At 69.3% G+C, this 24158-nt stretch carries 20 protein-coding genes; 13 read left to right on the top strand and 7 right to left on the bottom strand.

What is annotated here, in order from left to right:
• Positions 1-55: 55 nt before the first annotated feature.
• Positions 56-2194: a 1,4-alpha-glucan branching protein GlgB gene (gene glgB / locus AC5W7N_RS21515; RefSeq protein ID WP_280499205.1), complete on the bottom strand. Its 2139-nt coding sequence runs from the start codon at positions 2192-2194 to the stop codon at positions 56-58.
• 34 nt (positions 2195-2228) lie between these two features.
• Positions 2229-4229 (bottom strand): alpha-1,4-glucan--maltose-1-phosphate maltosyltransferase, encoded by a 2001-nt coding sequence (locus AC5W7N_RS21510; protein WP_194991677.1) that lies wholly within the window; start codon positions 4227-4229, stop codon positions 2229-2231.
• A gap of 102 nt (positions 4230-4331) precedes the next feature.
• Between AC5W7N_RS21510 and glgP the strand changes: the two genes are divergently transcribed.
• From glgP to AC5W7N_RS21485, 5 genes are all read left to right on the top strand, one after another.
• Positions 4332-6899, top strand: a complete 2568-nt coding sequence (glgP, locus tag AC5W7N_RS21505; protein WP_495922066.1) for an alpha-glucan family phosphorylase — start codon at positions 4332-4334, stop codon at positions 6897-6899.
• 174 nt (positions 6900-7073) lie between these two features.
• On the top strand, positions 7074-8435 hold the full coding sequence (locus AC5W7N_RS21500; RefSeq protein ID WP_163817681.1) for an NCS2 family permease: 1362 nt from the start codon (positions 7074-7076) through the stop codon (positions 8433-8435).
• Between the two features lie 109 nt (positions 8436-8544).
• Positions 8545-9087 carry a DoxX family protein gene (locus tag AC5W7N_RS21495; protein ID WP_163817683.1) on the top strand — a complete coding sequence of 181 codons (543 nt, stop codon included), beginning with the start codon at positions 8545-8547 and terminating at the stop codon, positions 9085-9087.
• A 201-nt stretch (positions 9088-9288) separates the two neighbouring features.
• Positions 9289-10953, top strand: a complete 1665-nt coding sequence (locus AC5W7N_RS21490; RefSeq protein ID WP_495924164.1) for a serine/threonine protein kinase — start codon at positions 9289-9291, stop codon at positions 10951-10953.
• 83 nt (positions 10954-11036) lie between these two features.
• A complete protein-coding gene (locus AC5W7N_RS21485; protein ID WP_495922065.1) occupies positions 11037-11432 on the top strand; it encodes a RidA family protein in 396 nt (131 codons plus the stop codon).
• A gap of 717 nt (positions 11433-12149) precedes the next feature.
• Here AC5W7N_RS21485 and AC5W7N_RS21480 read toward each other — a convergent pair.
• Both AC5W7N_RS21480 and AC5W7N_RS21475 read right to left on the bottom strand, forming a co-directional pair.
• Entirely contained in the window at positions 12150-12722 is a 573-nt protein-coding gene (locus tag AC5W7N_RS21480; protein ID WP_495922064.1) for an MmyB family transcriptional regulator, read from the bottom strand.
• Complete coding sequence (locus AC5W7N_RS21475; RefSeq protein ID WP_495922063.1) at positions 12689-13039, bottom strand: helix-turn-helix domain-containing protein; 351 nt, start codon at positions 13037-13039, stop codon at positions 12689-12691. Before AC5W7N_RS21475 ends, AC5W7N_RS21480 begins: the two co-directional genes overlap by 34 nt.
• Positions 13040-13179: 140 nt before the next feature.
• On the opposite strand from AC5W7N_RS21475, the gene AC5W7N_RS21470 reads away from it, so the two are divergent.
• Entirely contained in the window at positions 13180-13956 is a 777-nt protein-coding gene (locus AC5W7N_RS21470; protein ID WP_495922062.1) for an NAD(P)H-dependent oxidoreductase, read from the top strand.
• A gap of 83 nt (positions 13957-14039) precedes the next feature.
• Here the strand turns inward: AC5W7N_RS21470 and AC5W7N_RS21465 are convergent, their stop codons facing one another.
• From AC5W7N_RS21465 to AC5W7N_RS21455, 3 genes are all read right to left on the bottom strand, one after another.
• Positions 14040-16088: an ATP-dependent DNA helicase gene (locus tag AC5W7N_RS21465; RefSeq protein ID WP_163817609.1), complete on the bottom strand. Its 2049-nt coding sequence runs from the start codon at positions 16086-16088 to the stop codon at positions 14040-14042.
• 89 nt (positions 16089-16177) lie between these two features.
• Complete coding sequence (locus AC5W7N_RS21460; RefSeq protein ID WP_163817611.1) at positions 16178-16750, bottom strand: isochorismatase family protein; 573 nt, start codon at positions 16748-16750, stop codon at positions 16178-16180.
• A 202-nt stretch (positions 16751-16952) separates the two neighbouring features.
• Complete coding sequence (locus AC5W7N_RS21455; RefSeq protein ID WP_163817613.1) at positions 16953-18263, bottom strand: nicotinate phosphoribosyltransferase; 1311 nt, start codon at positions 18261-18263, stop codon at positions 16953-16955.
• A 215-nt stretch (positions 18264-18478) separates the two neighbouring features.
• Here AC5W7N_RS21455 and clpS point away from each other — a divergent pair, with 215 nt between their 5' ends.
• From clpS to AC5W7N_RS21420, 7 genes are all read left to right on the top strand, one after another.
• On the top strand, positions 18479-18850 hold the full coding sequence (clpS, locus tag AC5W7N_RS21450) for an ATP-dependent Clp protease adapter ClpS (RefSeq protein WP_036533908.1): 372 nt from the start codon (positions 18479-18481) through the stop codon (positions 18848-18850).
• Positions 18795-19442 (top strand): oxidative stress transcriptional regulator AosR, encoded by a 648-nt coding sequence (gene aosR, locus AC5W7N_RS21445; protein WP_178128428.1) that lies wholly within the window; start codon positions 18795-18797, stop codon positions 19440-19442. Before clpS ends, aosR begins: the two co-directional genes overlap by 56 nt.
• A gap of 296 nt (positions 19443-19738) precedes the next feature.
• Positions 19739-20800 (top strand): P1 family peptidase, encoded by a 1062-nt coding sequence (locus tag AC5W7N_RS21440; RefSeq protein ID WP_195007207.1) that lies wholly within the window; start codon positions 19739-19741, stop codon positions 20798-20800.
• Between the two features lie 414 nt (positions 20801-21214).
• The gene (locus tag AC5W7N_RS21435; protein ID WP_014349442.1) at positions 21215-21637 is read left to right on the top strand and encodes a M67 family metallopeptidase; all 423 of its coding nucleotides are present in this window, start codon (positions 21215-21217) and stop codon (positions 21635-21637) included.
• Between the two features lie 39 nt (positions 21638-21676).
• Complete coding sequence (locus AC5W7N_RS21430; protein WP_163817619.1) at positions 21677-21949, top strand: MoaD/ThiS family protein; 273 nt, start codon at positions 21677-21679, stop codon at positions 21947-21949.
• A gap of 6 nt (positions 21950-21955) precedes the next feature.
• Positions 21956-22918, top strand: coding sequence for a PLP-dependent cysteine synthase family protein (locus AC5W7N_RS21425; RefSeq protein ID WP_163817621.1), 963 nt, complete (start codon positions 21956-21958; stop codon positions 22916-22918).
• A gap of 97 nt (positions 22919-23015) precedes the next feature.
• Positions 23016-23747: a rhomboid family intramembrane serine protease gene (locus AC5W7N_RS21420; protein WP_228806150.1), complete on the top strand. Its 732-nt coding sequence runs from the start codon at positions 23016-23018 to the stop codon at positions 23745-23747.
• The last annotated feature ends 411 nt before the right edge of the window (positions 23748-24158 follow it).

Below are 24158 nucleotides of genomic sequence, written 5' to 3'. Positions count from 1 at the left end.
ATTGAGGCATACCTGCCGATGCCTCTGTTGCGTACCGTGTCGTGCCGGTCGTTCATCAGTGTTCGGCGGCGAGCCACACCGCGCTCGACGGCGCCAGCGCGATTACCGCCGACGCCGGCCGCCCATGCCACGGCTGCTCCTCGGCGACGACCACACCGAGATTGCCCATTCCCGATCCGCCGTATTCGACGGCGTCGGTATTGAGGATCTCGGTCCAGCGGCCGGCCGTCGGGAGACCGATGCGGTACTTGTCGTAGGCCGAGCCGGAGAAGTTGTAGACGCAGGCGATGACGGAGCCGTCGCTGCCGTAGCGCAGGAAGGCCAGCACGTTGTGTTCGCGGTCGTCGGCTTCGATCCAGGAGTGGCCGCCGGGGGTGGTGTCCTGGGTCCACAGCGCCGGATGGGCGCGGTAGACGGCGTTGAGATCGCGGACGACGCGCTGCACGCCCCGGTGCAGCGGGTTGTCCAGCTCGTGCCAGTCCAGCCCGCGGTCGTGTGACCATTCCCGGAACTGGCCGAACTCCTGGCCCATGAACAGCAGTTGTTTGCCCGGGTGGGCCCACATGTAGGCGAGCAGGGCGCGCACGCCACTGGCTTTCGTGTAGTCGTCGCCCGGCATCCGCGTCCAGAGTGTGCCCTTGCCGTGCACCACTTCGTCGTGGCTGATGGGCAGCACATAGTTCTCGCTCCACGCGTACATCAGCGAGAAGGTGATCTCGTTGTGGTGCCAGGACCGGTGGATCGGGTCGCGCCCCAGGTAGCCGAGGGTGTCGTGCATCCAGCCCATGTTCCATTTCATGGAGAAACCGAGCCCGCCGACCTCGATGGCCCGGGTGACGCCTGGCCAGGTGGTGGATTCCTCGGCGATGGTGAGCACACCCGGATGGTCGGCGTGGATGCGGTCGTTGAGTTCGGTGAGGAAGTCGACGGCCTCGAGGTTCTCCCGGCCGCCGTGCATATTGGGTTCCCATTCGCCCTCGCGGCGGGAGTAGTCGAGATAGAGCATCGAGGCGACGGCGTCGACCCGCAGGCCGTCGATGTGGAATTCCTCGATCCAGTAGCGGGCGTTGGCGATGAGGAAGTTGCGCACCTCGTTGCGGCCGAAGTCGAAGACGTAGGTGCCCCAGTCGGGTTGTTCGCCGCGGCGCGGGTCGGGGTGCTCGTAGAGCGGGGTGCCGTCGAAGCGGGCCAGGGCCCATTCGTCGCGTGGGAAGTGCGCGGGCACCCAGTCGAGCAGCACGCCGATGCCCTGGCCGTGCAGGTGGTCGACGAAGGCGCGGAAGTCGTCGGGTGTGCCGAAACGGGCGGTGGGCGCGTAGTACGAGGTGACCTGGTAGCCCCAGGAGCCGCCGAAGGGATGCTCGGCGACGGGCAGCAGTTCGATATGGGTGAAGCCGGCCTCGCGCACGTATTCGGCCAGCTGGACGGCGAGTTCGCGGTAGCTGAGGCCGGGCCGCCAGGAGCCGAGGTGCACTTCGTAGACGCTCAGTGGCGCTCGGCCGGGTTCGGTGACGGTGCGGGCGGCGAGCCAGGCGTCGTCGGTCCACACATGCCGCGATTCGGTGACCACCGACGCCGTGGCGGGCGGGACCTCGGTCGCGAAGGCGAACGGATCGGCATGGTCGACGATGCGCCCGTCCGCGCCGTGCACCCGGTACTTGTATCGGGTGCCGGGTTCGACTCCTGGCACGAACAGCTCCCAGATCCCCGAGCTGCCCAGCGACCGCATGGGTGTGCCCGCCCCGCTCCAGCCGTCGAAATCGCCCATCACGCTGACACCGCGCGCGTTGGGCGCCCACACCGCGAACGAGGTGCCGTGCACCTCGCCGTCGAGGGTGGTGTAGCGGCGTGGGTGCGCGCCCAGCACCTCCCACAGCCGCTGATGGTTGCCTTCGCCGATCAGGTGCAGGTCGAGTTCGCCGAGCGTGGGCAGGAAGCGGTAGCCGTCGGCCCCGACGACGGTCTGGCCGCCCGGATAGGTGGTGACGATCCGGTAGTCCAGCAGCTCCGGATACGGCAGCACCCCGGCGAAGACGCCGTGCCCGAGCGAATCGAGCCGGTGTTCGTCGCCGCCGATGCGGGCGGTCACCGTGTTGGCATGCGGGCGCAGCACCCGCACTACCGTGCCGTCCGGATGCGGATGAGCACCGAGGACGGTGTGCGGGTCGGGGTGGGTGCCCGCGGCGAGCAGCATCAGGTCGCGGCGTTTCACGGCCGGGCCCCGCTCATCAGAAGTTCCTGCGGAAGGCCAGTTCGGTGCGCGCGGCCTGTGGGATCGGTGGTAGCGCGAGGATGTGCGCGACGGCTCTGGTGGGGTCGAGGCGCACGTAGTTGGTCTGCGCCCAGTGGTATTCCTCGCCGCTGACCTCGTCGTACACCACGGGATGATCGTGCCATTCGCGGCCGATGGCCGGCAGATCCAGCGAGAGCATGCCCTGTTCGGCGGCGAACGGATTGAGGTTCACCACCACCAGGACGGCGTCGCCGGTGGCCGGATCGAATTTCGAGTAGGCCAGCAGGGCGTCGTTGTCGATGTGGTGGAAGTGCAGGCAGCGCAGCTGACGCAGCGCCGGATGGGCACGCCGGATCTCGTTGAGCCTGGTCAGCCAGGGTTCCAGCGATTCACCGCGGGCCAGCGCCTCGGCGAACGGCCGTGGACGCAGCTCGTACTTCTCCGAGTCGAGGTATTCCTCGCTACCCGGGCGCACGGCCTGATGCTCGAACAGCTCGAAACCGGAGTACACGCCCCAGGTGGGGGCGAGGGTGGCGGCGAGCGCGGCGCGGATGGCGAACATGCCTGGGCCGCCGTGTTGCAAGCTCTCGTGCAGGATGTCGGGGGTGTTGACGAAGAGGTTCGGGCGGGCTTCGTCGGCCTTGGCGGCCAGTTCACGGCCGAATTCGGTGAGTTCCCATTTGTGCACGCGCCAGGTGAAATAGGTGTAGGACTGGCTGAATCCGCGGCGCGCCAGCCCGTACAGCCGCGCCGGACGGGTGAACGCCTCGGAAAGGAACACCACGTCGGGGTCGGTACGCCGCACCGTGGCGATCAGCCATTCCCAGAAATCGGCCGGTTTGGTGTGCGGGTTGTCGACGCGGAAGATCTTGACGCCCAACCCGATCCAATGCCGGACCACGCGCAGTACCTCGGCGTAGAGGCCGTCGGGGTCGTTGTCGAAGTCGACGGGGTAGATGTCCTGGTATTTCTTCGGCGGGTTCTCCGCATAGGCGATGGTGCCGTCGGGCAGCGTGGTGAACCATTCCGGATGGTCGCGCACCCACGGGTGGTCGGGGGCGCATTGCAGGGCCAGGTCGAGCGCCACCTCGAGGCCGAGCCGTTCGGCGGCGGCGACGAAATCGGCGAAATCGTCTTCGGTGCCCAGTTCCGGGTGGATGGCGTCGTGCCCGCCTTCGGCCGAGCCGATGGCCCATGGTGAACCGACGTCGCCCGGTTCGGCGGTGAGCGAATTGTTGCGGCCCTTGCGGTTCACCGTGCCGATGGGATGGATGGGCGGCAGGTAGACCACGTCGAAGCCCATGCCCGCGATGCGCGGCAGCTCCTTGGCGGCGGTGGCGAAGGTGCCGTGCACCGGTGCGCCCTCGGCGTCGCGGCCGCCGGTGGAGCGCGGGAAGAATTCGTACCAGGCGCCGCAGAGCGCGCGCTGCCGCTCGACCAGCACGGTGTGCTGGGGGCCGCGGGTCACCAGGTCGCGTAGCGGCGCCGCCCGCAGGATCTCGGCGACCTCGTCGGTGAACGCCGGTGCCACCCGGGCCGGCAGCTGCTCATCGCCGCGCAAGGCGTCCGCGACCGCGCGCAACCGTTCGAACTGCTTCTTCGGCACCGCTTGCGCGGCGCGATCGAACAACCGGGCGCCCAGCTCCAGATCATTGGCCAGGTCGGCGGCACTCTGGCCGACGGCCAGCTTCGCCTCCACCGCGGCCCGCCAGGTGGCGATCGGATCGCGCCAGCCCTCGATGCGGAAGGTCCAGGTGCCAGGGGCGTTCGGGGTGAAGGTGGCGTTGAAGACGTCGGGTTCGTAGTCGGGAGTCATCCGGATGCGCGTGGTGCGCGAGGAGCTCGGCCCGCGCACCGCCAGGGTGGCGGCGACGGCCGCGTGCCCTTCGCTCCACACCACGGCGCGCACCGGGAACACCTCGCCGACGACGGCCTTGGCGGGCCGGCCTCCGGGGATGAACGGGGCAGTGTCATCGATAGCGATGCGGCCGGTCACGTTCCCAACCGTACCGGTCGCCGCCGGGATCCATGTGATGAGCGCCCGGGCGGGGATCGTGCTGGTCTACCCGGGCTGACAATGTTGGGTAGGGTTCGGCTGGTGAAGGCACTGCGTCGGTTCACAGTCCGCGCCCATCTGCCCGAGCGCCTGTCGGCGCTTGGCGAATTGTCGACGAATCTGCGCTGGTCATGGCATGGGCCGACGCAGGATCTGTTCGCCGAACTCGACCCGGCGCGCTGGCTCGAGGTGGGCCACGATCCGGTGCGGATGCTGGGGGAGGTGCCGCCCGAACGGCTCGACGAGCTGGCCGCCGACCCCGATTACACCGCCCGGGTGGACGCCGCTGCGGCGGATCTGCGCGAGTACCTGGAGACCCCCGGCTGGTTCCAGCGGCGCGGCACCGAGGTGCGCGGGGTGGCCTATTTCTCGATGGAGTTCGGCGTCACCGAGGTGCTGCCGAACTACTCCGGCGGGCTCGGCATCCTGGCGGGCGATCATCTCAAGGCCGCCTCCGATCTCGGGTTGCCGCTGATCGGAGTCGGGCTGCTGTATCGCTCGGGCTATTTCCGGCAGTCGCTCACCGCCGACGGCTGGCAGGCCGAGCACTATCCGGCGCTGGACCCGCAGGGCTTGCCGCTGCGGTTGCTGACCGCCGACGGTTCGCCGGTGCTGATCCATGTGGGCATGCCCGATCGCCGGGTGCTGCGCGCCCGGGTGTGGATCGCGCAGGTCGGGCGGGTGCCGCTGCTGCTGCTGGATTCCGATATCGCCGACAACGATCCGGAACTGCGCGCCGTCACCGACCGGCTCTACGGCGGCGATCAGGATCACCGGATCAAACAGGAGATCCTGGCCGGCATCGGCGGTGTGCGCGCGGTGCGCGCCTACACCCACGCCGAGGGGCTGCCCGATCCGGACGTGTTCCATATGAACGAGGGCCACGCCGGTTTCCTCGGACTCGAGCGGATCCGCGAGTATGTGGCCGCCGGACTCGATTTCGATGCCGCGCTGGCCGCGGTGCGAGCCGGGACCGTGTTCACCACGCATACGCCGGTGCCCGCCGGTATCGACCGGTTCCCGATGCCGATGGTGCGCAGGTATTTCGGTGGCCCGCACGGGGAGGCCGAATCGTCACTGCTGCCGGGTCTGTCGGTGGATCGCATCGTCGGGCTCGGACGTGAGTCGGATCCGTCGGTGTTCAACATGGCGCATATGGGGCTGCGGCTGGCGCAGCGCGCGAACGGGGTGTCGAAGCTGCACGGCGAGGTCAGCCGGGAGATGTTCGCCTCGCTGTGGCCCGGATTCGATGCCGCGGAGGTGCCGATCGGCTCGATCACCAACGGCGTGCACGCCCCCACCTGGGCGGCGCGGGAGTGGATCGACAAGGCGCGCGAGCGGATCGGCGCCGAACTCGTCGAGGAGGCGCGTGGCTGGGAGAAGCTCCGCGATATCGACGCCGCCGAACTATGGGCGACGCGCAATACGCTGCGCGCCACCCTGGTCGACGAGGTGCGCCGCAGGCTACGGGTGTCCTGGTTGCAGCGCGGCGCCGCCGAAGCCGAATTGGGCTGGATCGACGGCGTGTTCGATCCCGAGGTGCTGACCGTCGGTTTCGCCCGCCGGGTGCCCACCTACAAACGGCTGACGCTGATGCTGCGCGATCCCGAGCGGCTGCGGTCGCTGCTGCTGGATCCGGACCGCCCGATGCAGCTGGTGGTGGCCGGTAAGAGCCATCCCGCCGACGACGGCGGCAAGGCGCTCATCCAGCAGGTGGTCCGTTTCGCCGACGATCCCGAGGTGCGCCACCGCATCGTCTTCCTGCCCGATTACGACATGTCCATGGCCCGCTATCTGTACTGGGGCTGCGATGTGTGGCTGAACAATCCGCTGCGCCCGCTCGAGGCCTGCGGCACCTCCGGCATGAAGTCGGCGCTCAACGGCGGGCTCAACCTGTCCATCAGGGATGGCTGGTGGGACGAGATGTACGACGGTGAGAACGGCTGGTCCATCCCCACCGCCGACGGTATCCGCGACGAACACTGCCGCGACGATCTGGAGGCCGCAGCGCTCTACGAGCTGTTCGAGCGTTCGGTGGCCCCGCGCTTCTACGACCGCGACGCCACCGGGATGCCGGTGCGCTGGGTGGAGATGGTGCGCCACACCCTCCAGACGCTGGGACCGAAGGTGCTGGCCTCGCGGATGGTGCGCGATTACGCGCTCGACTACTACGCGCCCGCCGCGGCCGCCTGCCGCCGCGCGGTCGCCGATGATTTCGCCGGCGCCCGAGCGGTGGCCGAATATCGCCGCCGGGTGGAGTCGGCCTGGCCGTCGGTGCGGGTGGTGCAGGTCGACAGCGCCGGTCTGCCGGATACGCCGATCATCGGGGCGCCGCTGTCGCTGACGGCGCGGATCGACCTCGGCGGGCTGATGCCCGACGACGTCACGGTGCAGGCGGTGCTCGGGCGGGTTTCGCCCACCGACGACCTGTCCGATGTCACGGCCATGCCGATGAAGCACACCGGCTCGGATTCGGGTCTCGAGCTGTTCGAGATCGAGGCACCGGTGTCGCTGTCGGGGGCGGTGGGCTACACGGTGCGGGTGTTGCCGCACAGCGAGCTGCTGGCCTCCGATGCCGAACTCGGGTTGGTCGCCGCGCCGAGTGCGTGAATCACGGCGGCGCAGTGGGCCGTCGGTGCGAACGCGCCGGACGCCGGTGGGGTCGAGCGGTGCGCTCCCGACGTCGCGCACATCACTCCTCGAGGTGGCTGACCAGGCTTGTTGTCGCGGGATCGGATAACGTCTCGAGCACCCCGCTCATTCGTTCCCGACTGGAGTACCCCCATGGCCATCGACGTGCTGACCCGAACCCGGGGTCATATCGATAACTATTTCGGTGTCAGCTCGAACGGCTCGACCGTCAAACGGGAGCTGATGGCCGGCACCGTCACGTTCCTGGCCATGTCGTACGTGCTTGCGGTGAACCCGTCGGTGCTCGGTGACCACGGCGTCCTCGGTGAGCTGGGCATTCCCACCCAGGCGGTCTTCACCGCCACCGCGGTCGCGGCGGTGTTCGGCACGCTGGTGATGGGGTTGTGGGCCAAGTATCCGGTCGCGCTGGCCCCGGGGATGGGTCTCAACGCGTTCTTCGCCTATTCGGTGGTGCTCGGGATGGGGATCCCGTGGCAGGTCGCGTTGTCGGGGACGTTCCTGTCGGGTGTCATCTTCTTCGTTCTCGCGGTGACCAAGGTGCGTGAACGCATCCTCAACGCGATCCCCATGCAGATGAAGCTCGCGGTCGGGGCGGGCATCGGCATGTTCGTGGCGTTCCTCGGGTTGAAGAACGCCGGCATCGTCGTCGCCAACGAGGCCACCTTCGTCTCGCTCGGCGATTTCACCGAGGGCACCACGCTGCTCGCGCTGTTCGGCCTGGTGGTGACGGTGGTGTTCGTGGTGCTCGGCTGGCACGGCGCCGTGCTCTACGGCATCGTGCTCACCACGATCGTCGGCATGATCAGCGGGCTGGTCGACCTGCCGAACGGCATCGCGGCGCTGCCGCGCGGGCTGGACGAGACCTTCGGTCAGGCCATCATCCATCTGCCCGACGCCTTCACCGGCCAGATGATCGTCGTGGTGCTGACCATGCTGTTCGTCGATTTCTTCGACGCCTCCGGCACTCTGATCGGAGTCGCGAATCAGGCCGGGCTGCTCGACAAGGACGGCAAACTGCCGCGCGCGGCCAGTGCGCTGGCCGCCGATTCGGTGGGCACCACGGCAGGCGCGATCATCGGCACCTCCACCACCACGGCCTATGTGGAGTCGACGGCGGGTGTATCGGCGGGCGGGCGCACGGGGTTGACGGCGGTGGCGACGGCGGGCTGGTTCGCGGTGGCGATGTTCTGCTTCCCGGTGTTCGAGGTGGTCGCCAAATCCGGGGCGGTGTCGTCGGCGGCGCTGATCGTCGTCGGTGTGCTGATGGCACGTTCGCTCGGTGAGATCGATTGGCAGCGGCTCGAGTTCGCGGTGCCCGCGTTCATCACCATCATCATGATGCCGCTGACCTATTCGATCGCGAACGGCCTGGCCATGGGCATGTTGTTCTACCCGGTGGTGATGGTCGCGAAGGGCAAGATCAAAGAGGTCCATCCGGCGATGTGGGCGCTGATGGTGATTTTCCTCGGATATTTCTTCTTCCTCGCGGAATAGCTTCTCCGGTCGCGTGGTTGGTGTCCGACGTGAAATAATCGGACCGTAGTCCGCTTCCTTTCCGAAGCTAACGGTTTCGATCAGACCGCACGATGATGAGGACAGACCTATGACCACCAACTCGACGCTCGAGCGTCTGAACGTCACCACTCGCTACGACAACGTCTCTTCCGACATCGGACTGCTGGTGCTGCGCGTCGTCTTCGGCGGCCTGCTCGCCGCGCACGGCTCACAGAAGCTGTTCGGCTGGTTCGACGGACTCGGTCTGACGGCCAACAACGCGAGCTTCGAGGCCATGGGCTACAACCCGGGCGATCTCTTCGGCACCCTCGCCGGCCTGAGCGAATTCGTCGGCGGTCTGCTGTTGCTGCTCGGCCTGTTCACCCCGCTGGCCGCGGCGATCGTGCTCGGCACCATGATCAACGTCATCCACGTGATGTGGGGCGGCGGGATGCTCGACGCGGCGGCCGGGTACGAGATGGGCCTGCTGTTCGCGACGGTCGCGGTGGCCGTGGCCTTCACCGGTCCGGGCCGGTTCTCGTTGGATCACGGGCGGCCCTGGTACCGCTCCGGTTTCGCGTGGGGCGTCGGTGCGGTTGCGCTCGCGGTGGTGACCGGTGTGCTGACGCTGATCCTCAAGGGTCTGCTGTAACTCTCGCATGCGGATGCGGCGCGGTGATGCGATCACCGCGCCGCATCGGTGTTTTCGGGAGCACGCGCAGGCGGGCGGGGCAGGGCGGGGCCCGCCCGATAGGATCGGCGTGCTCGACAGATCGGACTAGGAGGGCCGCAGGTGCAACCGGGTTCGGTCTTCGCCGGATATCAGATCGAACGCCGACTCGGCCGCGGCGGGATGGGCTCGGTCTACCTCGCGAAACATCCGCGACTGCCCCGGCGCACTGCGCTCAAACTGCTGAATCCGGACCTGTTCGACGACAAGGAGACCCGGGCGCGGTTCGAACGCGAGGCCGATCTGGCCGCCCAGCTCGACCATCCGAACATCGTCACCGTCTACGACCGCGGCGCCGAGGACGGCCAGCTGTGGATTTCCATGCAGTACATCGACGGTGTCGACGCCGCGTCGCTGGATCCGAACACGCTGCCGGTGCTGCGGGCGGTGCAGATCATCGCCGAGACCGCGCAGGCGCTGGACTTCGCGCACAGCATGGGCGTGCTGCACCGCGATGTGAAACCGGCCAACATCCTGCTGTCCAACGCGCACACCGGGCCCGAACGGGTCTACCTCACCGATTTCGGCATCGCCCGCCTGCGCGACGACGGCGGCCACCTCACCCAGACCGGCTCCTTCACCGCCACCATCGCCTACGCCTCGCCCGAACAACTCACCGGGGCACCGCTCGATCACCGCACCGATCAGTATTCGCTGGCATGCAGCCTGTTCTGGATGCTGACCGGTACCGCCCCGTTCTCGTCACCGCATCCGGTGGCCGTGATCCAGGGCCACCTCCAGCATCAGCCGCCGGCCATGAGCAGCGTCCGACACGGACTACCCGTTGCGCTCGACGCGGTGATGGCGCGGGCGCTGGCGAAGCGGCCGGATGAAAGGTTCGGCAGCTGCGCCGAATTCGCGGACGCGGTGCGGGCGGCGGTGTCGGGTGGGGCGCATCCGTCGGGGCCACATGCGCGGGTGGGCGGGGCGTACCCGTCGGGGCCGCATGCGTATCCGTCGGGTCCGTATGTGCGGGCGGCGGGGGCCATGCAGGCACCGATGGCGACCGGACACGGGCAGCCGATCGCGGCACAACCACATACACCGGCGCAGCCGTACACGCAGGCTCGGCCCGTCGGTGCGGGCATGCGGCATACGGGTGGACCGACCAGCGCGCCCGGGCCGCAAGCAGGGGGCCGGAGTACGACGGGACCTGCCGCGGCCGCGCCGGGCCGGGCCTCGGCGACGACGGGCGCGGCATCGCCGAGGCCGTCGGTCGACGCGGTGCGTTCACGTAAATGGCTCGTCATCGGGTTGTCGGCGGCGGCGGCCCTCGCGATCGTCGCCGTGCTGGTCGCCGTTGTCGTCGCGAACCTCCCCGAGAAGGGCGGGCCGACGGCGATCCAGGCGATCAGCGAAGAATTCCCGGAGATGGTGCCCGACAGTGATCTCGCCCTCGGGTTCGACGGCCACACCTGCATATCGCAGGACCCCTCCCGAGGACGCGAACTGTGGAAGGGGCAGAGCGCCGACGGGCCCGATTTCGGCGAATGGTCCGGGGCCTGGCACTGCTACGACGGCCGCACCGACTACTACCTGATGAAATACGAAGACGGACACGACGTTCAGCAGGTGCTCGACGGGCTGAAACCGATGGATATCACCAGCGACGTCAACGGCTCGGTGATCTACGAGAACTACCACCTCGCGGGCAAAGACCCGAAGGAACATTCCATGGTCAGCGGCTTCCCGATCGCCGACCGTGCACCGTACCTGCTCTACACCACCGGGAAGTTCAAGACCCCGGAGGAATTCATGGACTGGTGGAAGTCGCTGCCGCTGTCCTGAACCCGGCCGCGCAGACGATGTCACACCCGCAGGCGCCGCGTCGTCATCTCCACGTCGACCCGACAATGACGAAGGAGACGATGGTGAGCATCGAGATCAGCAACCCCGACGGCCTGCACGACCCGACCGGATTCGGCTACAGCCACGTCGCGCGCGTACGCGGCGAACTGGTCTTCATCGCAGGCCAATACGATTCCGACGCCGAAGGCCACACCACGAGCGAAGATTTCGGCGCGCAGGTCGACCGGGCGTTCACCAACCTCGGCATCGCGTTGCGCTCGGTGGGACTGGACTACGCTGACGTCGCCCAACTGCGCACCCACATCGTCGACCACGACCTGCCCAAGCTGGCGGTGCTCGGCGAGAAGATCGCCGAGATCTGGGGCAAGCAACCGCCCACGCAGACGCTGACCGGCGTCGCGGCGCTCGCGCTGCCGGGGATGCTGTTCGAGGTGGACGCGGTGGCGGTGCGGGAGTAGGGAATTCGGCGTGGCCGTAGTTCTGCGGTGGTCACCGGCGTGGCCCGGGAGGGCGCCTTGGCCCGGATCCCACGGCCCGCCGCCGGGCCGCCGCGCTGGTCCGCCGCGCCGCCGGGCTCCCGCGCTGCCTGGTTGCCGCGCTGCCTGGTTGCCGGGCCGACGAGGCTGCGCGTCGCCGCGCCTGCGACGCGCCGGGCCGCCGCGCCGCCGGGCTGCCGCGCCGCCGGGCTGCCGCGCTGCCTGGTTGCCGGGCCGACGAGGCTGCGCGTCGCCGCGCCTGCGACGCGCTGGGCTGCCACGCCGCCGGGCTGCGGGATCGACGGGCCGCGGTTCGCGGAACCGCCACGGCGCCACCCGGTTACCGGGCCGATCAGGCTGCGCGTCGGCCCCGCGCCGGGCTGCCACGGCGCCACGCCCGCTGCCAGGCCGCCCCGCTGCCGGGTCAGCGTCGCGCTACTGGCCCGCCCACCGCGCTACTGGCCCGCCCCGCCGTCGGGCTGCCACGCTGGCTAGCCACGACGGCTTCCAGGGCCGCTCCGCTGCGTGGCCGCCGCGCCCGTTGCCAGGCTGTCCGGCTGCCGGGTAGTTGGTCGTCGCGCTACGTAGCCGCCCGCCGCGCTGCCGGGCGACCGCCGGGACATCGCGATGCTGCTGGGTCAGTCTGGGACGGCCGCCCATGTCGGTGCCAAACAGCGCTGGGGGCCGGGGCGGTGCCCGTCAGTCTGGGCGCTTTCGCGGTGCCGGGCCGGTGTTGTCGGCTGCGGTGCGGGCCTCGTCGTTTGCGCCGGGTTGCGCGGCGGTGTGGTCCGCGCCCAACCCGGCGAGCAGCCGCAGGCCGTCTTCGGTCGGGCTGTTCGGTTCGGCGGTCAGTACCAGGAGTTCCATGCCCGATTCGTCGGGGAGTGCGAAGTTTTCCTGGTGTAGTTCGAGCAGCCCGACCAGCGGGTGGCGGTAGGCCTTGCGGCCGTGGGTGCGGGCGCGCACGTCGGCGCGGGCCCAGAGCTTGCGGAAGCGTTCGCTGCCCATCGCCAGCTCGCCGATGAGCGAGGCCAGGCGCGGGTCGTCGGGGTATTTGCCTACGGCCAGGCGCAGGTGACCGACGGCGTCGAGGGTGCAGGTCTCCCAGTCCGCGTACAGACCGCGGTGGTCTTCCTCGAGGAAGATGTGCCGTGCGGTGTTCATGCCCTTCAGCGGCCGGCCGTAGAGCAGTTCGGCGAGACGGTTTCCCGCGAGCACGTCCAGGCGGTGGTCCATGATCAGCGCGGGTGCGCCGGCGACCAGGTCGAGCACCCCAGCAGCTCCGGGCGCACCCGGGCCGCGGGGACCTTCGCGCGGCGGCGGCGTTGGCGGGCGAGGCGGTAGAGATGCTCGCGTTCGGTCTCGTCCAGGCCGAGCACCCGGGCGAGGGCGTCGAGGATCTGCTCGGAGGGCTGGGTGGCGCGGCCCTGTTCGAGGCGGACGTAGTAGTCGACGCTCACTCCCGACAGATGCGCGACCTCTTCGCGGCGCAACCCTTCGACCCGGCGGCGGCGGTCGGCGGGGATGCCGACGTCGGCCGGATCCACCCGGGAGCGCCTGGTCCGCAGGAAGCCGGCGAGATCGTCCATGGCCCCCAGTATGGCCGCGGCCGCGCCCGCGAACGTGGTCCTGTCGATACCAGGAAGTCCCGTCCGACGGTCGCGGCGCCCCTGAATGCGGAGCTTCCCAGCGCTCAGGATCGAACTCATCCGATCCGATAGGAGCTCCCATGAAGACGCTGATCGTCCACGCCCACCCCGAACCGAACTCGCTCAACAGCGCGCTGAAGGATCTCGCGGTGGACACGCTGGAGACCGCCGGGCACGAGGTGCGGGTGAGCGACCTGTACGCGATGAACTGGAAAGCCAACGTTGACGCCGCCGATTACGGCCCCGCCGCCTCGTCGCCGCTGCGGGTGGCCGGGGACTCGGGGCGGGCTTTCGGATCCGGCCTGCTCACCCCCGATGTGCGCGCCGAGCAGGACAAACTGCTGTGGGCCGACACGATCATCTTCCAGTTCCCGCTGTGGTGGTATTCGATGCCGGCCATCCTCAAGGGCTGGTTCGACCGAGTGTTCACCTATCGCTTCGCCTACGGCGTCGGCGAGCACAGCGACACCAAGTACGGCGAGCGCTACGGCGAGGGCACGCTGGCGGGGCGCAGGGCATTGCTGTCGGTGACCATCGGCGGCCTCGAATCGCATTACGGCCCAAGGGGAATCAACGGCCCCATCGACGACCTGCTGTTCCCGATCCACCACGGCATCCTCTTCTATCCGGGCATCGAGGTATTGCCGCCGTTCGCGGTGTACGGCGCCGACCGGTTACCCAGCGAAGACTTTCCCGATATCGCCAAGGCATGGGAGCAGCGGCTGCTGACGTTGGCCTCGACCGAGCCGATCCCCTTCCGGCGGCAGAACTTCGGTGACTACGAACTACCCGCCCTGCAACTGAAACCCGGCCTGGAACCCGCCGGCCGCACGGGATTCGGCCTGCACGTGCGCTGATACGGAACCCGCGATCCGAATGCCCGTGAGCGCAGTCTGGGGTTTCGACGACGCCGGGCGGCGCGACCGGCGGCGGGCGAACCTCAAACCTTGGCCGCAGCGGTGAGTCGTTGCAGTGCCTTGGTGACCACCTCGGGGTCGCTGGTTTCCCAGTACGGCGGCAGCGATGCCCGCAGGTAGCCGCCGTAGCGGGCGGTGGCCAGACGGGGGTCGAGGATCGCGACCACGCCGCGATCGTCGACGCTGCGCAGCAACCGTCCGGTGCCCTGGGCCAGCAGCAGTGCGGCATGGCTGGCGGCGACGGACATGAAGCCGTTGCCGCCGCGCGATTCGACCGCCCGCTGCCGCGCGGTGAGCAGCGGATCGTCGGGCCGGGGGAACGGGATCCGGTCCAGGATCACCAGGCTCAGCGACGGGCCGGGCACGTCGACGCCCTGCCACAGCGAGAGCGTGCCGAACAAGGAGGTCTCGGGATCGTCGGCGAACTTGCGCACCAGCGCACCGGTCGAATCCTCGCCTTGGCACAGCACCGGGGTGTCCAAGCGGCTGCGCAGCGCCTCGGTGGCGGCTTTGGCGGCGCGCATGGAGGAGAACAGCCCGAGCGTGCGCCCGCCGGCGGCGGTGATGAGGCGTTCGATCTCGTCGAGGTAGGCGGGGGACAGGCCATCTCGGCCGGGCGCGGGCAGATGTTTGGCGACGTAGAGGATCCCGGATTTCGCGTGGTCGAACGGGGAACCGACATCGAGGGAGCTCCAGCGGACCGTCTCGTTGTCCGAGGGGGCTTCGGCGCCGTTGGCGGTGGCGGTATCGGTGCGGCCCGCGGACTGGGCTGGCAGGCCCCAGGTGATGGCCAGCCCGTCGAACGAGCCGCCGATCTGCAAAGTCGCCGAGGTCAGCACCACCGTGGCCGCGCCGAACAGCCTGCTGCGCAGCAGCCCGCCCACCGATAGCGGCGCCATCCGCAAGGTGCGGCGAGTGACGCCGCGCAGTTCGTCGGCGGCGAGCCACACCACATCCCGGCGGGCCGCCGGATCGGGTTCGTCGAAGGCGGCGAGCGCGCGCACCGCCGCGTCGTGCACCTCTTCGACGGCGGCGACCGCGCGAGTGCGGGCGGCGGCGGTATCGGCATCGCCCTGTGGGGTGCTGCTGCCCTGCGGGGCGAGCGCGGTGTGGGCGTTCCAGGCGGCATCGCGGACCAGCGCGAGCACCGGGGCGATCCCCTCGGGGATGGCGTCCCAGCGGCTGGCGGGCAGCTCGTCGAGGGCGGCGTGCAGGGCCTCGCCCGCGGCTTCGAGCCGGTCCACCTCTTGTTCATCGATGAGTTTGGCGCAGCGGCGGGCCGCGGCGGTGATCGCGACGGCCGACAGTTCGGCGGTCGCCACGCCGGTGACGCGGTCGACCAGTTCGTGCGCCTCGTCGACCACGACCACATCGTGTTCGGGCAGTACCTGGATGCCGCTGATGGCGTCGATGGCCAGCAGGGCGTGGTTGGTGACGACGATGTCGGCCTGCGCCGATTCGGCCCTGGCCTTCTCGGCGAAGCAATCTTGGCCGAACGGGCAGCGCGTTTTGCCGAGGCATTCCCGCGAGGACACGCTGACCTGCCGCCACGCCCGATCGGAGACGCCGGGGGCGAGCTCGTCGCGGTCGCCGGTCTCGGTATCGGAGGCCCATTCGTTGAGTCGCTGCACCTCACGGCCCAGCCGTGAGACCGCGAAGGCGTCGAACAGTTCGGCCTCGGCCGGCTCGTCCGGAATCGCGCTGTTGATCTTGTTCAGGCACAGATAGTTGTTGCGGCCCTTGAGGATCGCGAATTGCGGGGTGCGGCCCAGTGGTTTCGACAGCGCTTCGGCGAGACGGGGCAGATCGCGATCGACCAGCTGACGTTGCAGCGCGATCGTCGCCGTGGACACCACCACCGTGCGCCCGGTGCGCACCGCGTGCCGCAGGCTCGGCACCAGGTAGGCCAGCGACTTGCCGGTGCCGGTGCCGGCCTGTACCGCCAGATGTTCCTTGGTGTCGATGGCGTGATCGACCGCGGCGGCCATCGCCACCTGACCGGGCCGTTCCTTGCCGCCGAGCGCGGAGACGGCAGCGGACAACAGGGCCGGTACGGGCGGAAGTTCGGGCACCCCGGCAGCCTACTGCGCCGCACCGACAAGCCGCCGACGGTCGCGCGGGCTCGTGCCGGGGATGGCGATAACCCGCCGATAGCGTCGGCTCAGCTGTCGAGTGCGCCCTCGAGCTCCACTCCGGCTCCTCGCAACTGCTCCAGCGCCTTTTCCGTGGTCTCCGGCGCGACCGCCGCGGTGAGTCCGAGCAGTACGCGGGTATCGAATCCGGCGGCCGCCGCGTCCAGCGCGGTGGCGCGCACACAGTGGTCGGTGGCGATCCCGACGACGTCCACCGCGTCGATATCGCGCGTCTTCAGCCAGTCGGCCAGCGGCGTGCCGTCATCGGCGGCGCCCTCGAACCCCGAGTACGCGGCGGCATAGGCGCCCTTGGCGAACACCTCCTGCACCGGCGTGGTGTCGAAGTTCGGATGGAAGTCCGCGCCCGGCGTGCCGACCCGGCAGTGCGGCGGCCAGCTGTCCACGAAATCGGGAGTGTCGGAGAAATGCGCGCCGGGATCGATGTGGAAATCGCGGGTCGCCACCACCGCCGCGTACTCGTCGGCGTGCGCCCGCGCGTGCGCGCTGATCCGCTCGGCCACCCGAGCACCGCCCGCGACGGCCAGCGAACCGCCCTCGCAGAAATCGTTCTGCACGTCCACGATCACCAGAGCTCGTCCCATACCCCAATTCTGCCCTCGCGCAGATCACCGGGCACGTCCACGGCGTCATGGTTCGGCGGGCGCTGGGGGCCGGTCACGCGCGCACTACCGAACAATCGGTGTCGCTTGTGTGCCTCCGGCTGGATCCATCGAGCGGCAGTTGCCCTGTACCTCAGGGGTGCAGGTGCGGTGGCCGAGGACCGCTCGTCCGCCGCCGCGCAGGTCAGGTAAGGAACGTCGTCGGGATGGCGGGATCGCCGGCGGAGAGTTTGAGGCCTTCCCACGGCAGTGAGACCAACCCTCGCGCGACGAAGTCGCGGCTTTCCGCCAGTGTCGGCTGATCGAGGATCTGGCCCTTGCGGACCAGCGGGACCAGCAGGTCGCGCATTTCGAAACCGTTCGCCGAGGGCCGTTCGCCGGACGCCGGGTAGATGATCTCCTCGACGATGGTGCCGGTGCGCCGGGCCAGCCGGACCGCCCGCTTGGTGCCGCCGCGCGACTCCTTGTGACTGCTGCGTTTGGCGACCGGCACGCCGTCCACCTCGACCAGTTTGTAGACCATTCCGGCCGTCGGCGCGCCGGAACCGGTGACCAGCGAGGTGCCGACGCCGTAGACGTCGACCGGCTCGGCGCGCAGTGCGGCGATCGCGTACTCGTCCAGATCGCCGGAGACCACGATGCGGGTCTTGGTGGCGCCGAGTTCGTCGAGCTGATCGCGCACCTGCCGGGCCAGCACGCCGAGGTCGCCGGAATCGATGCGCACGCCGCCGAGTTCCGGTCCGGCGATCTCGATGGCGGTGGCTACGCCTTTGGTGATGTCGAAGGTGTCGACCAGCAGCGTGGTGCCGACGCCGAGCGCGTCGATCTGGCTGCGGAACGCGGCGGCTTCGTGCGCGCCGTCGGCGCCGCTGTGCAGCAGGGTGAACGCGTGCGCGCTGGTGCCCGCGCCGGGCACGCCGAAGCGGCGCACCGCTTCCAGGTTCGAGGTGGCGTCGAATCCGGCCAGGTAGGCGGCGCGGGCGCTGGCGGGTGCGGCCAATTCGTGGGTGCGCCGCGATCCCATTTCGATCATCCGCCGCCGTGCCGCGGCGCTGACCATGCGCGCGGCCGCCGAGGCGATGGCGCTGTCGTGATTGAGGATCGAGAGGGCGAGGGTCTCCAGCAGCACGCATTCGGCGAAGGTGCCGCGCACCGAGAGGATGGGCGAGCCGGGGAAATACAGGTCGCCTTCGGCGTAGCCGTCGATATCGCCGGTGAAGCGGAAATCGCGCAACCAGTCGACGGTGTTCTTGTCGAGGAACCGGGAGACGATCTCCAGCTCGTGTTCCCCGAAGCGGAACTCGTCCAGCGCCTCGAGCAGCCGTCCGGTACCCGCGACGACGCCGTAACGCCGTCCGTGTGGCAACCGCCGGGCGAACACTTCGAAGGTGCACTGCCGGTGCGCGGAACCATCGGTCAGCGCGGCGGCGAGCATGGTCAGTTCGTACTGATCGGTCAGCAGTGCGGTGCTGGTGACCTCGTCGCGGCGATCCACGCTGTCACTGTAATGCGGGCTGCGCGCCCGCCCAGCGTCGCGGAGCCGGGCGCAGGGGGCGGTGGGGCGGGCCGACGATGCCGCGAATCCCTCGCCCGACCTGGGTGAACCGCGGCGGCATGATAAGGCAGTCAAGCCGGATATCACGGCCGAAACGGCGGAATTGATCATGCTCGGGTGTTGTGTATCCGGGTGCTCGTCGTACCCTTGACGGTATGGCCCTGTGCAATACAGCACCCCGCTATCGGACGGACGCGGCCCGTGTCGGCGCCGTCGCGGTCGCCGCGAACGCGACGCTGTCGGCACAGGCGACGCCCGAGGCGGTGGAATACACCGAGATCCTGGAGGCGGAAGATCGGCCGTGGGTCACGGTCGTCTGGGACGACCCGGTCAACCTCATGCACTACGTGACCTACATCTTCCAGAAGCTGTTCGGCTACAGCAAAGCCAAGGCGACCGAGTTGATGCTCAAGGTGCACAACGAGGGCAAGGCGGTCGTATCGTCCGGCTCCCGGGACAAAATGGAACAGGATGTGCGTCGGCTACACGCCGCGGGACTGTGGGCGACCATGCAGCGAGACGACTGACTCGGACGGCTACCGTAGCGACGTGCGTAAGTGGAGCCGGAAGAATTCGCTGAGCGGTCTCAAACTGCGATCCGAAATGGACGCCCGGGAAGCCGGCGTGCTGCGGTCGCTGGTCGGTGCGGTCTCCGGACTGCTCACCGATCGAGCCTCCTCGGCCCCCGACGACGATCTCGCCGCGCTCACCGGTCTGCGCACCGGTAACGCCACCCCACCCGACGATCCGCGCCTGCTGCGCCTGCTGCCGGATTTCCATCGCAGCGAACCGGGTTCCCCCGACGCCGACCGCGCCGACCTCAACAGTGCCCTGCGCAGCCTGCACGAACCCGAGATCATCGACGCCAAACTGGCCGCAGGAGCCGTCGTGCTGGACACCTGCCCCTCCGACGGCGGCCGCATCATCATCACCCCCGAACAGGCCGACGCCTGGCTCACCGCCCTCACCGATGTCCGCCTCGCCCTGGGCGCAGTCCTCGGTATCGATGCCGACACGCCCGAACAGTTCGACCCCGACGATCCGCGCGCCCCGCATCTGGACGTCTATCACTGGTTGACCTGGATGCAGGATTCGCTGCTGCAAGCGCTCGCGCCGTAGACCTGTCCCGCAGCGCTCGCGGACGGTGGCCGGCGCGTCCACTCGATCCGGTGGAACGAAAGCCGTGCACACGCTGTTGCCGCAGGCGTCCTGAATGAAGACGCGAACCTCGAACCCGCTGATCAAGAGTCAACTGCCGCAGTCCAGGCGGTGCGGCGATGCGAAGCGTTCCCCGGGTCTCCGCCGACCGGTCGCCGGATCTCGAAGGTGCGTGATCGTGGTTGCGTGGCCGCTCGGCGACGCACCTGCCGCACGCGCGGTAGCGTCGGCGGCGGGACCGGCGACAAGGAGTTCTCGTGAATGCGGTGGCGGGCGCGCGTAATTCGTTGACCGATGTGCCTGGTGTGCTGGTTGGGCATCACCACGTGCTCGATGACGAGGCGACCGTGGGGTCCGGTGCGGCGACGGGGTGCACGGTGATCCGGGTACCGGGCGCAGCGGTGGCCGCGGTGGATGTGCGCGGCGGCGGGCCGGGCACCAGGGAAACCGATGTGCTGGATCCGCTGAACACGGTGCGCCGGGCGGATGCGGTGCTGCTCACCGGAGGGAGCGCGTACGGGCTCGCGGCCGCCGACGGGGTGATGCGGTGGCTGGAGGAGAACGGCGCCGGGATTCCGATGGACCCGGCCGATCCGAGTCGCGTGGTGCCGATCGTGCCGGGTGCGGTGATCTTCGATCTTCCGGTGGGGGACTGGAACATTCGGCCGACGGCCGAATTCGGCTATCGTGCCGCCGCCGAGGCGGCCGTCGAATTCGAACGCGGCACGGTGGGCGCGGGGGTCGGGGCGCGCGCGGGCGCGATCAAGGGCGGTATCGGCAGTGCGAGCATCGTGCTCGGTGACGGTCCGGCGGCCGGGATGACGGTCGCCGCGTTGATGGTGGCCAACCCGGTCGGCTCGGTCTTCGACCCGCGCACGGGTCTGCTCTGGGGCGCGGGCACCGACGGCCCCGATCACTTCGGCCTGACTCCCGCCACCCCCGAACAACTCGCCGTCGCCAATGCCCTCCCGGTCAAGGGCACGATCCTCAACACCACCATCGGCGTCGTCGCCACCGACGCCCCGCTGGACACCCTCGCCGCCCGCCGCCTGGCCACCACCGCGCACGACGGCCTCGCCCGAGCCATCCGCCCCGCGCATTCCCCGCTCGACGGCGACACCATCTTCGTCCTCGCCACGGGAACGGCCACCGCACCGGAACCTCCGCCGCTGCCTCCGGCGTTCCCGACCGACCTGCTGGTTCTGGACCAGCTCTGCACCGCGGCCGCCGTGTGCGTAGAGCGCGCGATCGTCGACGCCATCCTCTCCGCCCGGTCATTGGCCGGGATCCCGTCGTACACCGAGCTGTTTCCGCGCTGACCCCGCCGGTGTGGAAGCGGTCGGGAGCCCGATCGGCACGTCGCATACTTCGTCACCGCCGGCACCACGCCCGAAGCCGCTCGCCGCGAGCTGGGACGCCGGAGCGCGCCCCGACGCGGGTGCATCGGTCTTGCGCCGGCGTTCCGGTCGACGCCTTCGCGCGTCCTGCCGTCACCGATGCCGGCTGCCGGCCGCGGTTCGGCCCGTAATCTCGGCGTCCCCGCTCGGCCTGGGCTGGTCCATGCGTCTCCGCCGCTGGTGCCCCGCCCCTGAGCGGATCAGGCCACCGATCCCCGCTGGTCGCCGCGCTGGAAGGAGCCAGATTCAGCCCGCCCGGAATACCCGAATATCCTCACTCGTTGACGGCTGTGTCAGATCGGTGACGGCTGTGCGGATAGGCGGAAGGGTTCGATTGTGCTCGTGATCAGGGCCGACCTCGTCGACGAGATGGTGGCGCATGCGCGCGCCGACCACCCCGACGAGGCATGCGGCATCATTGCCGGGCCGGAGGGCTCCGATCGCCCGGAACGTTTCGTGGCCATGATCAACGCCGAGCGCTCGCCCACCTTCTACCGCTTCGATTCGGCCGAGCAGCTGAAGGTGTGGCGCGCCATGGACGACGCCGACGAGGTGCCGGTGGTGATCTATCACTCCCATACCGCCACCGAGGCCTACCCGAGCCGCACCGACATCTCCTACGCCTCCGAACCGGACGCCCACTACGTGCTGATCTCCACCCGCGATCCCGAGCGGCACGAGCTGCGCAGCTACCGGATCCTGGACGGCGAGGTCACCGAGGAGCCGGTGAAGATCGTCGACAGCTACGAAACCAACTGACCGCCAACGATATTCGTTTGTCACCCGAGGAGTTCTCCGATGCCGGTAACCGTGTCCATCCCGACCATCATGCGCCCGTTGACCGGAGGTGAGAAGCGGGTCGAGGCCGAGGGCTCCACGCTGGCGGCGCTGATCGAGAACCTGGACGCCAACTTCACCGGGCTCAAGGAGCGGCTGCTCAAGGACGGCAAGCTCAACCGGTACGTCAACATCTACGTCGACGACGAGGACGTGCGGTTCGCCGGCGGCCTCGAGGCCGAGGTGCCCGAGGGCGCGAGCGTCACCATCCTGCCCGCCGTCGCCGGAGGCTAGGCCCACGTGGCGCGGTACGAATCGCTGATCGCGACCCTCGGCAACACGCCGCTGGTCGGTTTGCGCAACCTGTCCCCGCAGTGGGAGGGCGAGCATCCGGTGCGGTTGTGGGCCAAGCTGGAGGATCGCAACCCCACCGGCTCGATCAAGGATCGCCCGGCCCTGCGCATGATCGAACAGGCCGAGGCCGACGGCCGGTTGACGCCCGGCTGCACGATTCTGGAGCCGACCAGCGGCAATACCGGGATCTCACTCGCCATGGCGGCCAAGCTCAAGGGCTATCAGCTGGTGTGTGTGATGCCGGAGAACACCTCGGTGGAGCGGCGGCAGCTGCTCACCATGTTCGGTGCGCGGATCATCGATTCACCGGCGGCGGGCGGCTCCAACCAGGCCGTCGCCATGGCCAAGCAGATCGCCGCGGACAACCCGGACTGGGTGATGCTCTACCAGTACGGCAACCCGGCCAACGCGCTCGCCCACTACGAGACCACCGGCCCCGAAATTCTGGCCGATCTGCCCGAGATCACCCATTTCGTGGCGGGTCTCGGCACCACCGGCACCCTGATGGGTACCGGCCGATTCCTGCGGGAGAAGGTGCCGGGCATCGAGATCGTCGCGGCCGAGCCGCGCTACGGCGAGCTGGTGTACGGGCTGCGCAATATCGACGAGGGTTTCATCCCGGAGCTCTACGACGAGTCGGTGCTCACCACCCGCTTCTCCGTCGGCCCCTATGACGCGGTGCGCCGCACCAGGGAACTGGTGCTGGAAGAGGGCATTTTCGCCGGCATTTCCACCGGCGCGATCCTGCATGCCGCGCTCGGTGTCGCTCGGAAGGCCGTCAAGGCCGGCACCAGGGCCGATATCGCGTTCGTGGTCGCCGACGGCGGCTGGAAATACCTGTCCACCGGTGCCTACGACGGCACGCTGGAAGAGGCCGAGGAACGCCTCGACGGCCAGCTCTGGGCCTGAGGTCGCCGGTACCCTCGAAGGTGCGTTCGGCGGTGTCAGCGCCGCCGGCGATCGGCGTTGCCGGTGCCGGACCCGGGTCCGGCGCCGCGAGGAGGTGATGGCGGTGACCGGTGGTACCGGAATCGGGGCCTCGTTCGATCCCGAGCGGATCGCGGCGCTGCGGGCTCAGCAGTCACGTCCACCTGCGCCCGGCTCAGCACCGCCGACCAGGCCCTCGGGATCGCCCGGCCGGTTCGGCGCGGTGTGGGCACAGGCCGCTGCGATCATCCTCGGCTTCACCGCCTCGCTCTACGTGATCGAAGGTGTCGATGCCGTCTCCAGCGTCGATCTGGATCAGGCCGGCATCGAACCACGTCAGCTCGACGGGCTCTCCGGCATCCTGTACGCCCCGGTCCTGCACGGTGGCTGGGCGCATCTGATCGGCAATACCCTGCCGGTCCTGGTGCTCGGGTTCCTCGCCCTGGTCTCCGGCATCGGCCGCGGCCTCGCGGCGACGGCGATCATCTGGGTGGTCGCGGGGGTGGGCACCTGGCTCACCGGCGGATCGGGCACCGTGCATCTGGGCGCGTCGGCGCTGGTCTTCGGCTGGTTGACGTTCATCATCCTGCGCGGCTGGTTCGGCAGGCACGTCGGTCAGATCGTCATCGGATTGATCGTGTTCGCCGTCTACGGCTCGCTGCTGTGGGGTGTACTGCCGGGGCCGTCGGGGATCTCCTGGCAGGGACATCTGTTCGGCGCGGTCGGCGGTGTGCTCGCGGCCTGGATGCTGTCGGGGGATGAGCGCAAGCGGCAGCGCGCGATACCCGGAGCCCAGCCGCGGTCGCGCTGAAGTAGTTCCTGCACCGCGGATGATGCACCCGGCCAGGCCTCCCGGCCCATTTTCCTCGGCAGCTCGGGTCCAGCTCCCGGCCATCGTGTCTGCCCACGGCAGTTCGGGGTCAGCTCCTGGCATCGCCTCTGCCCTCGGCGGCTCGGTCCGGCCGGCTCCAGGCCGTCGACGGGACGCCCGACAGTGCCGGAGCGCGGCTTGTTCAGCTCGGTGTAGGTGCCGACACCGGTCGTTTCGGCCGTCGAGCCGGGTCTATCGGAGGCTCACGTAATCCGAGCGATGCCGCCCGTCGGCTGCGGAACCTTGTGGCGCCCCCGCCTTTTCGTTCGAATGGGGTGGAGCGGGGGCCGGCTGGGTACTCTCTGGTGATGAACGTCCACACCGTCGTGCGGCGCAGACCGGTCTCGTCGC

It is taken from the genome of Nocardia sp. CDC519 (assembly GCF_059509835.1).
The sequence above is the reverse complement of the archived record's forward strand: the minus strand, read 5'-3'. Positions and strand labels throughout refer to the sequence as shown.

Coding starts and splice junctions, on each gene's coding strand:
- glgB (WP_280499205.1), bottom strand. CDS start 2,194: ATGCTGCTCGCCGCGGGCACCCACCCCGACCCGCACACCGTCCTCGGT.
- AC5W7N_RS21500 (WP_163817681.1), top strand. CDS start 7,074: ATGGCCATCGACGTGCTGACCCGAACCCGGGGTCATATCGATAACTAT.
- AC5W7N_RS21495 (WP_163817683.1), top strand. CDS start 8,545: ATGACCACCAACTCGACGCTCGAGCGTCTGAACGTCACCACTCGCTAC.
- AC5W7N_RS21490 (WP_495924164.1), top strand. CDS start 9,289: ATGGGCTCGGTCTACCTCGCGAAACATCCGCGACTGCCCCGGCGCACT.
- AC5W7N_RS21475 (WP_495922063.1), bottom strand. CDS start 13,039: ATGGACGATCTCGCCGGCTTCCTGCGGACCAGGCGCTCCCGGGTGGAT.
- AC5W7N_RS21470 (WP_495922062.1), top strand. CDS start 13,180: ATGAAGACGCTGATCGTCCACGCCCACCCCGAACCGAACTCGCTCAAC.
- AC5W7N_RS21460 (WP_163817611.1), bottom strand. CDS start 16,750: ATGGGACGAGCTCTGGTGATCGTGGACGTGCAGAACGATTTCTGCGAG.
- clpS (WP_036533908.1), top strand. CDS start 18,479: ATGGCCCTGTGCAATACAGCACCCCGCTATCGGACGGACGCGGCCCGT.
- aosR (WP_178128428.1), top strand. CDS start 18,795: ATGTGCGTCGGCTACACGCCGCGGGACTGTGGGCGACCATGCAGCGAG.
- AC5W7N_RS21430 (WP_163817619.1), top strand. CDS start 21,677: ATGCCGGTAACCGTGTCCATCCCGACCATCATGCGCCCGTTGACCGGA.
- AC5W7N_RS21420 (WP_228806150.1), top strand. CDS start 23,016: ATGGCGGTGACCGGTGGTACCGGAATCGGGGCCTCGTTCGATCCCGAG.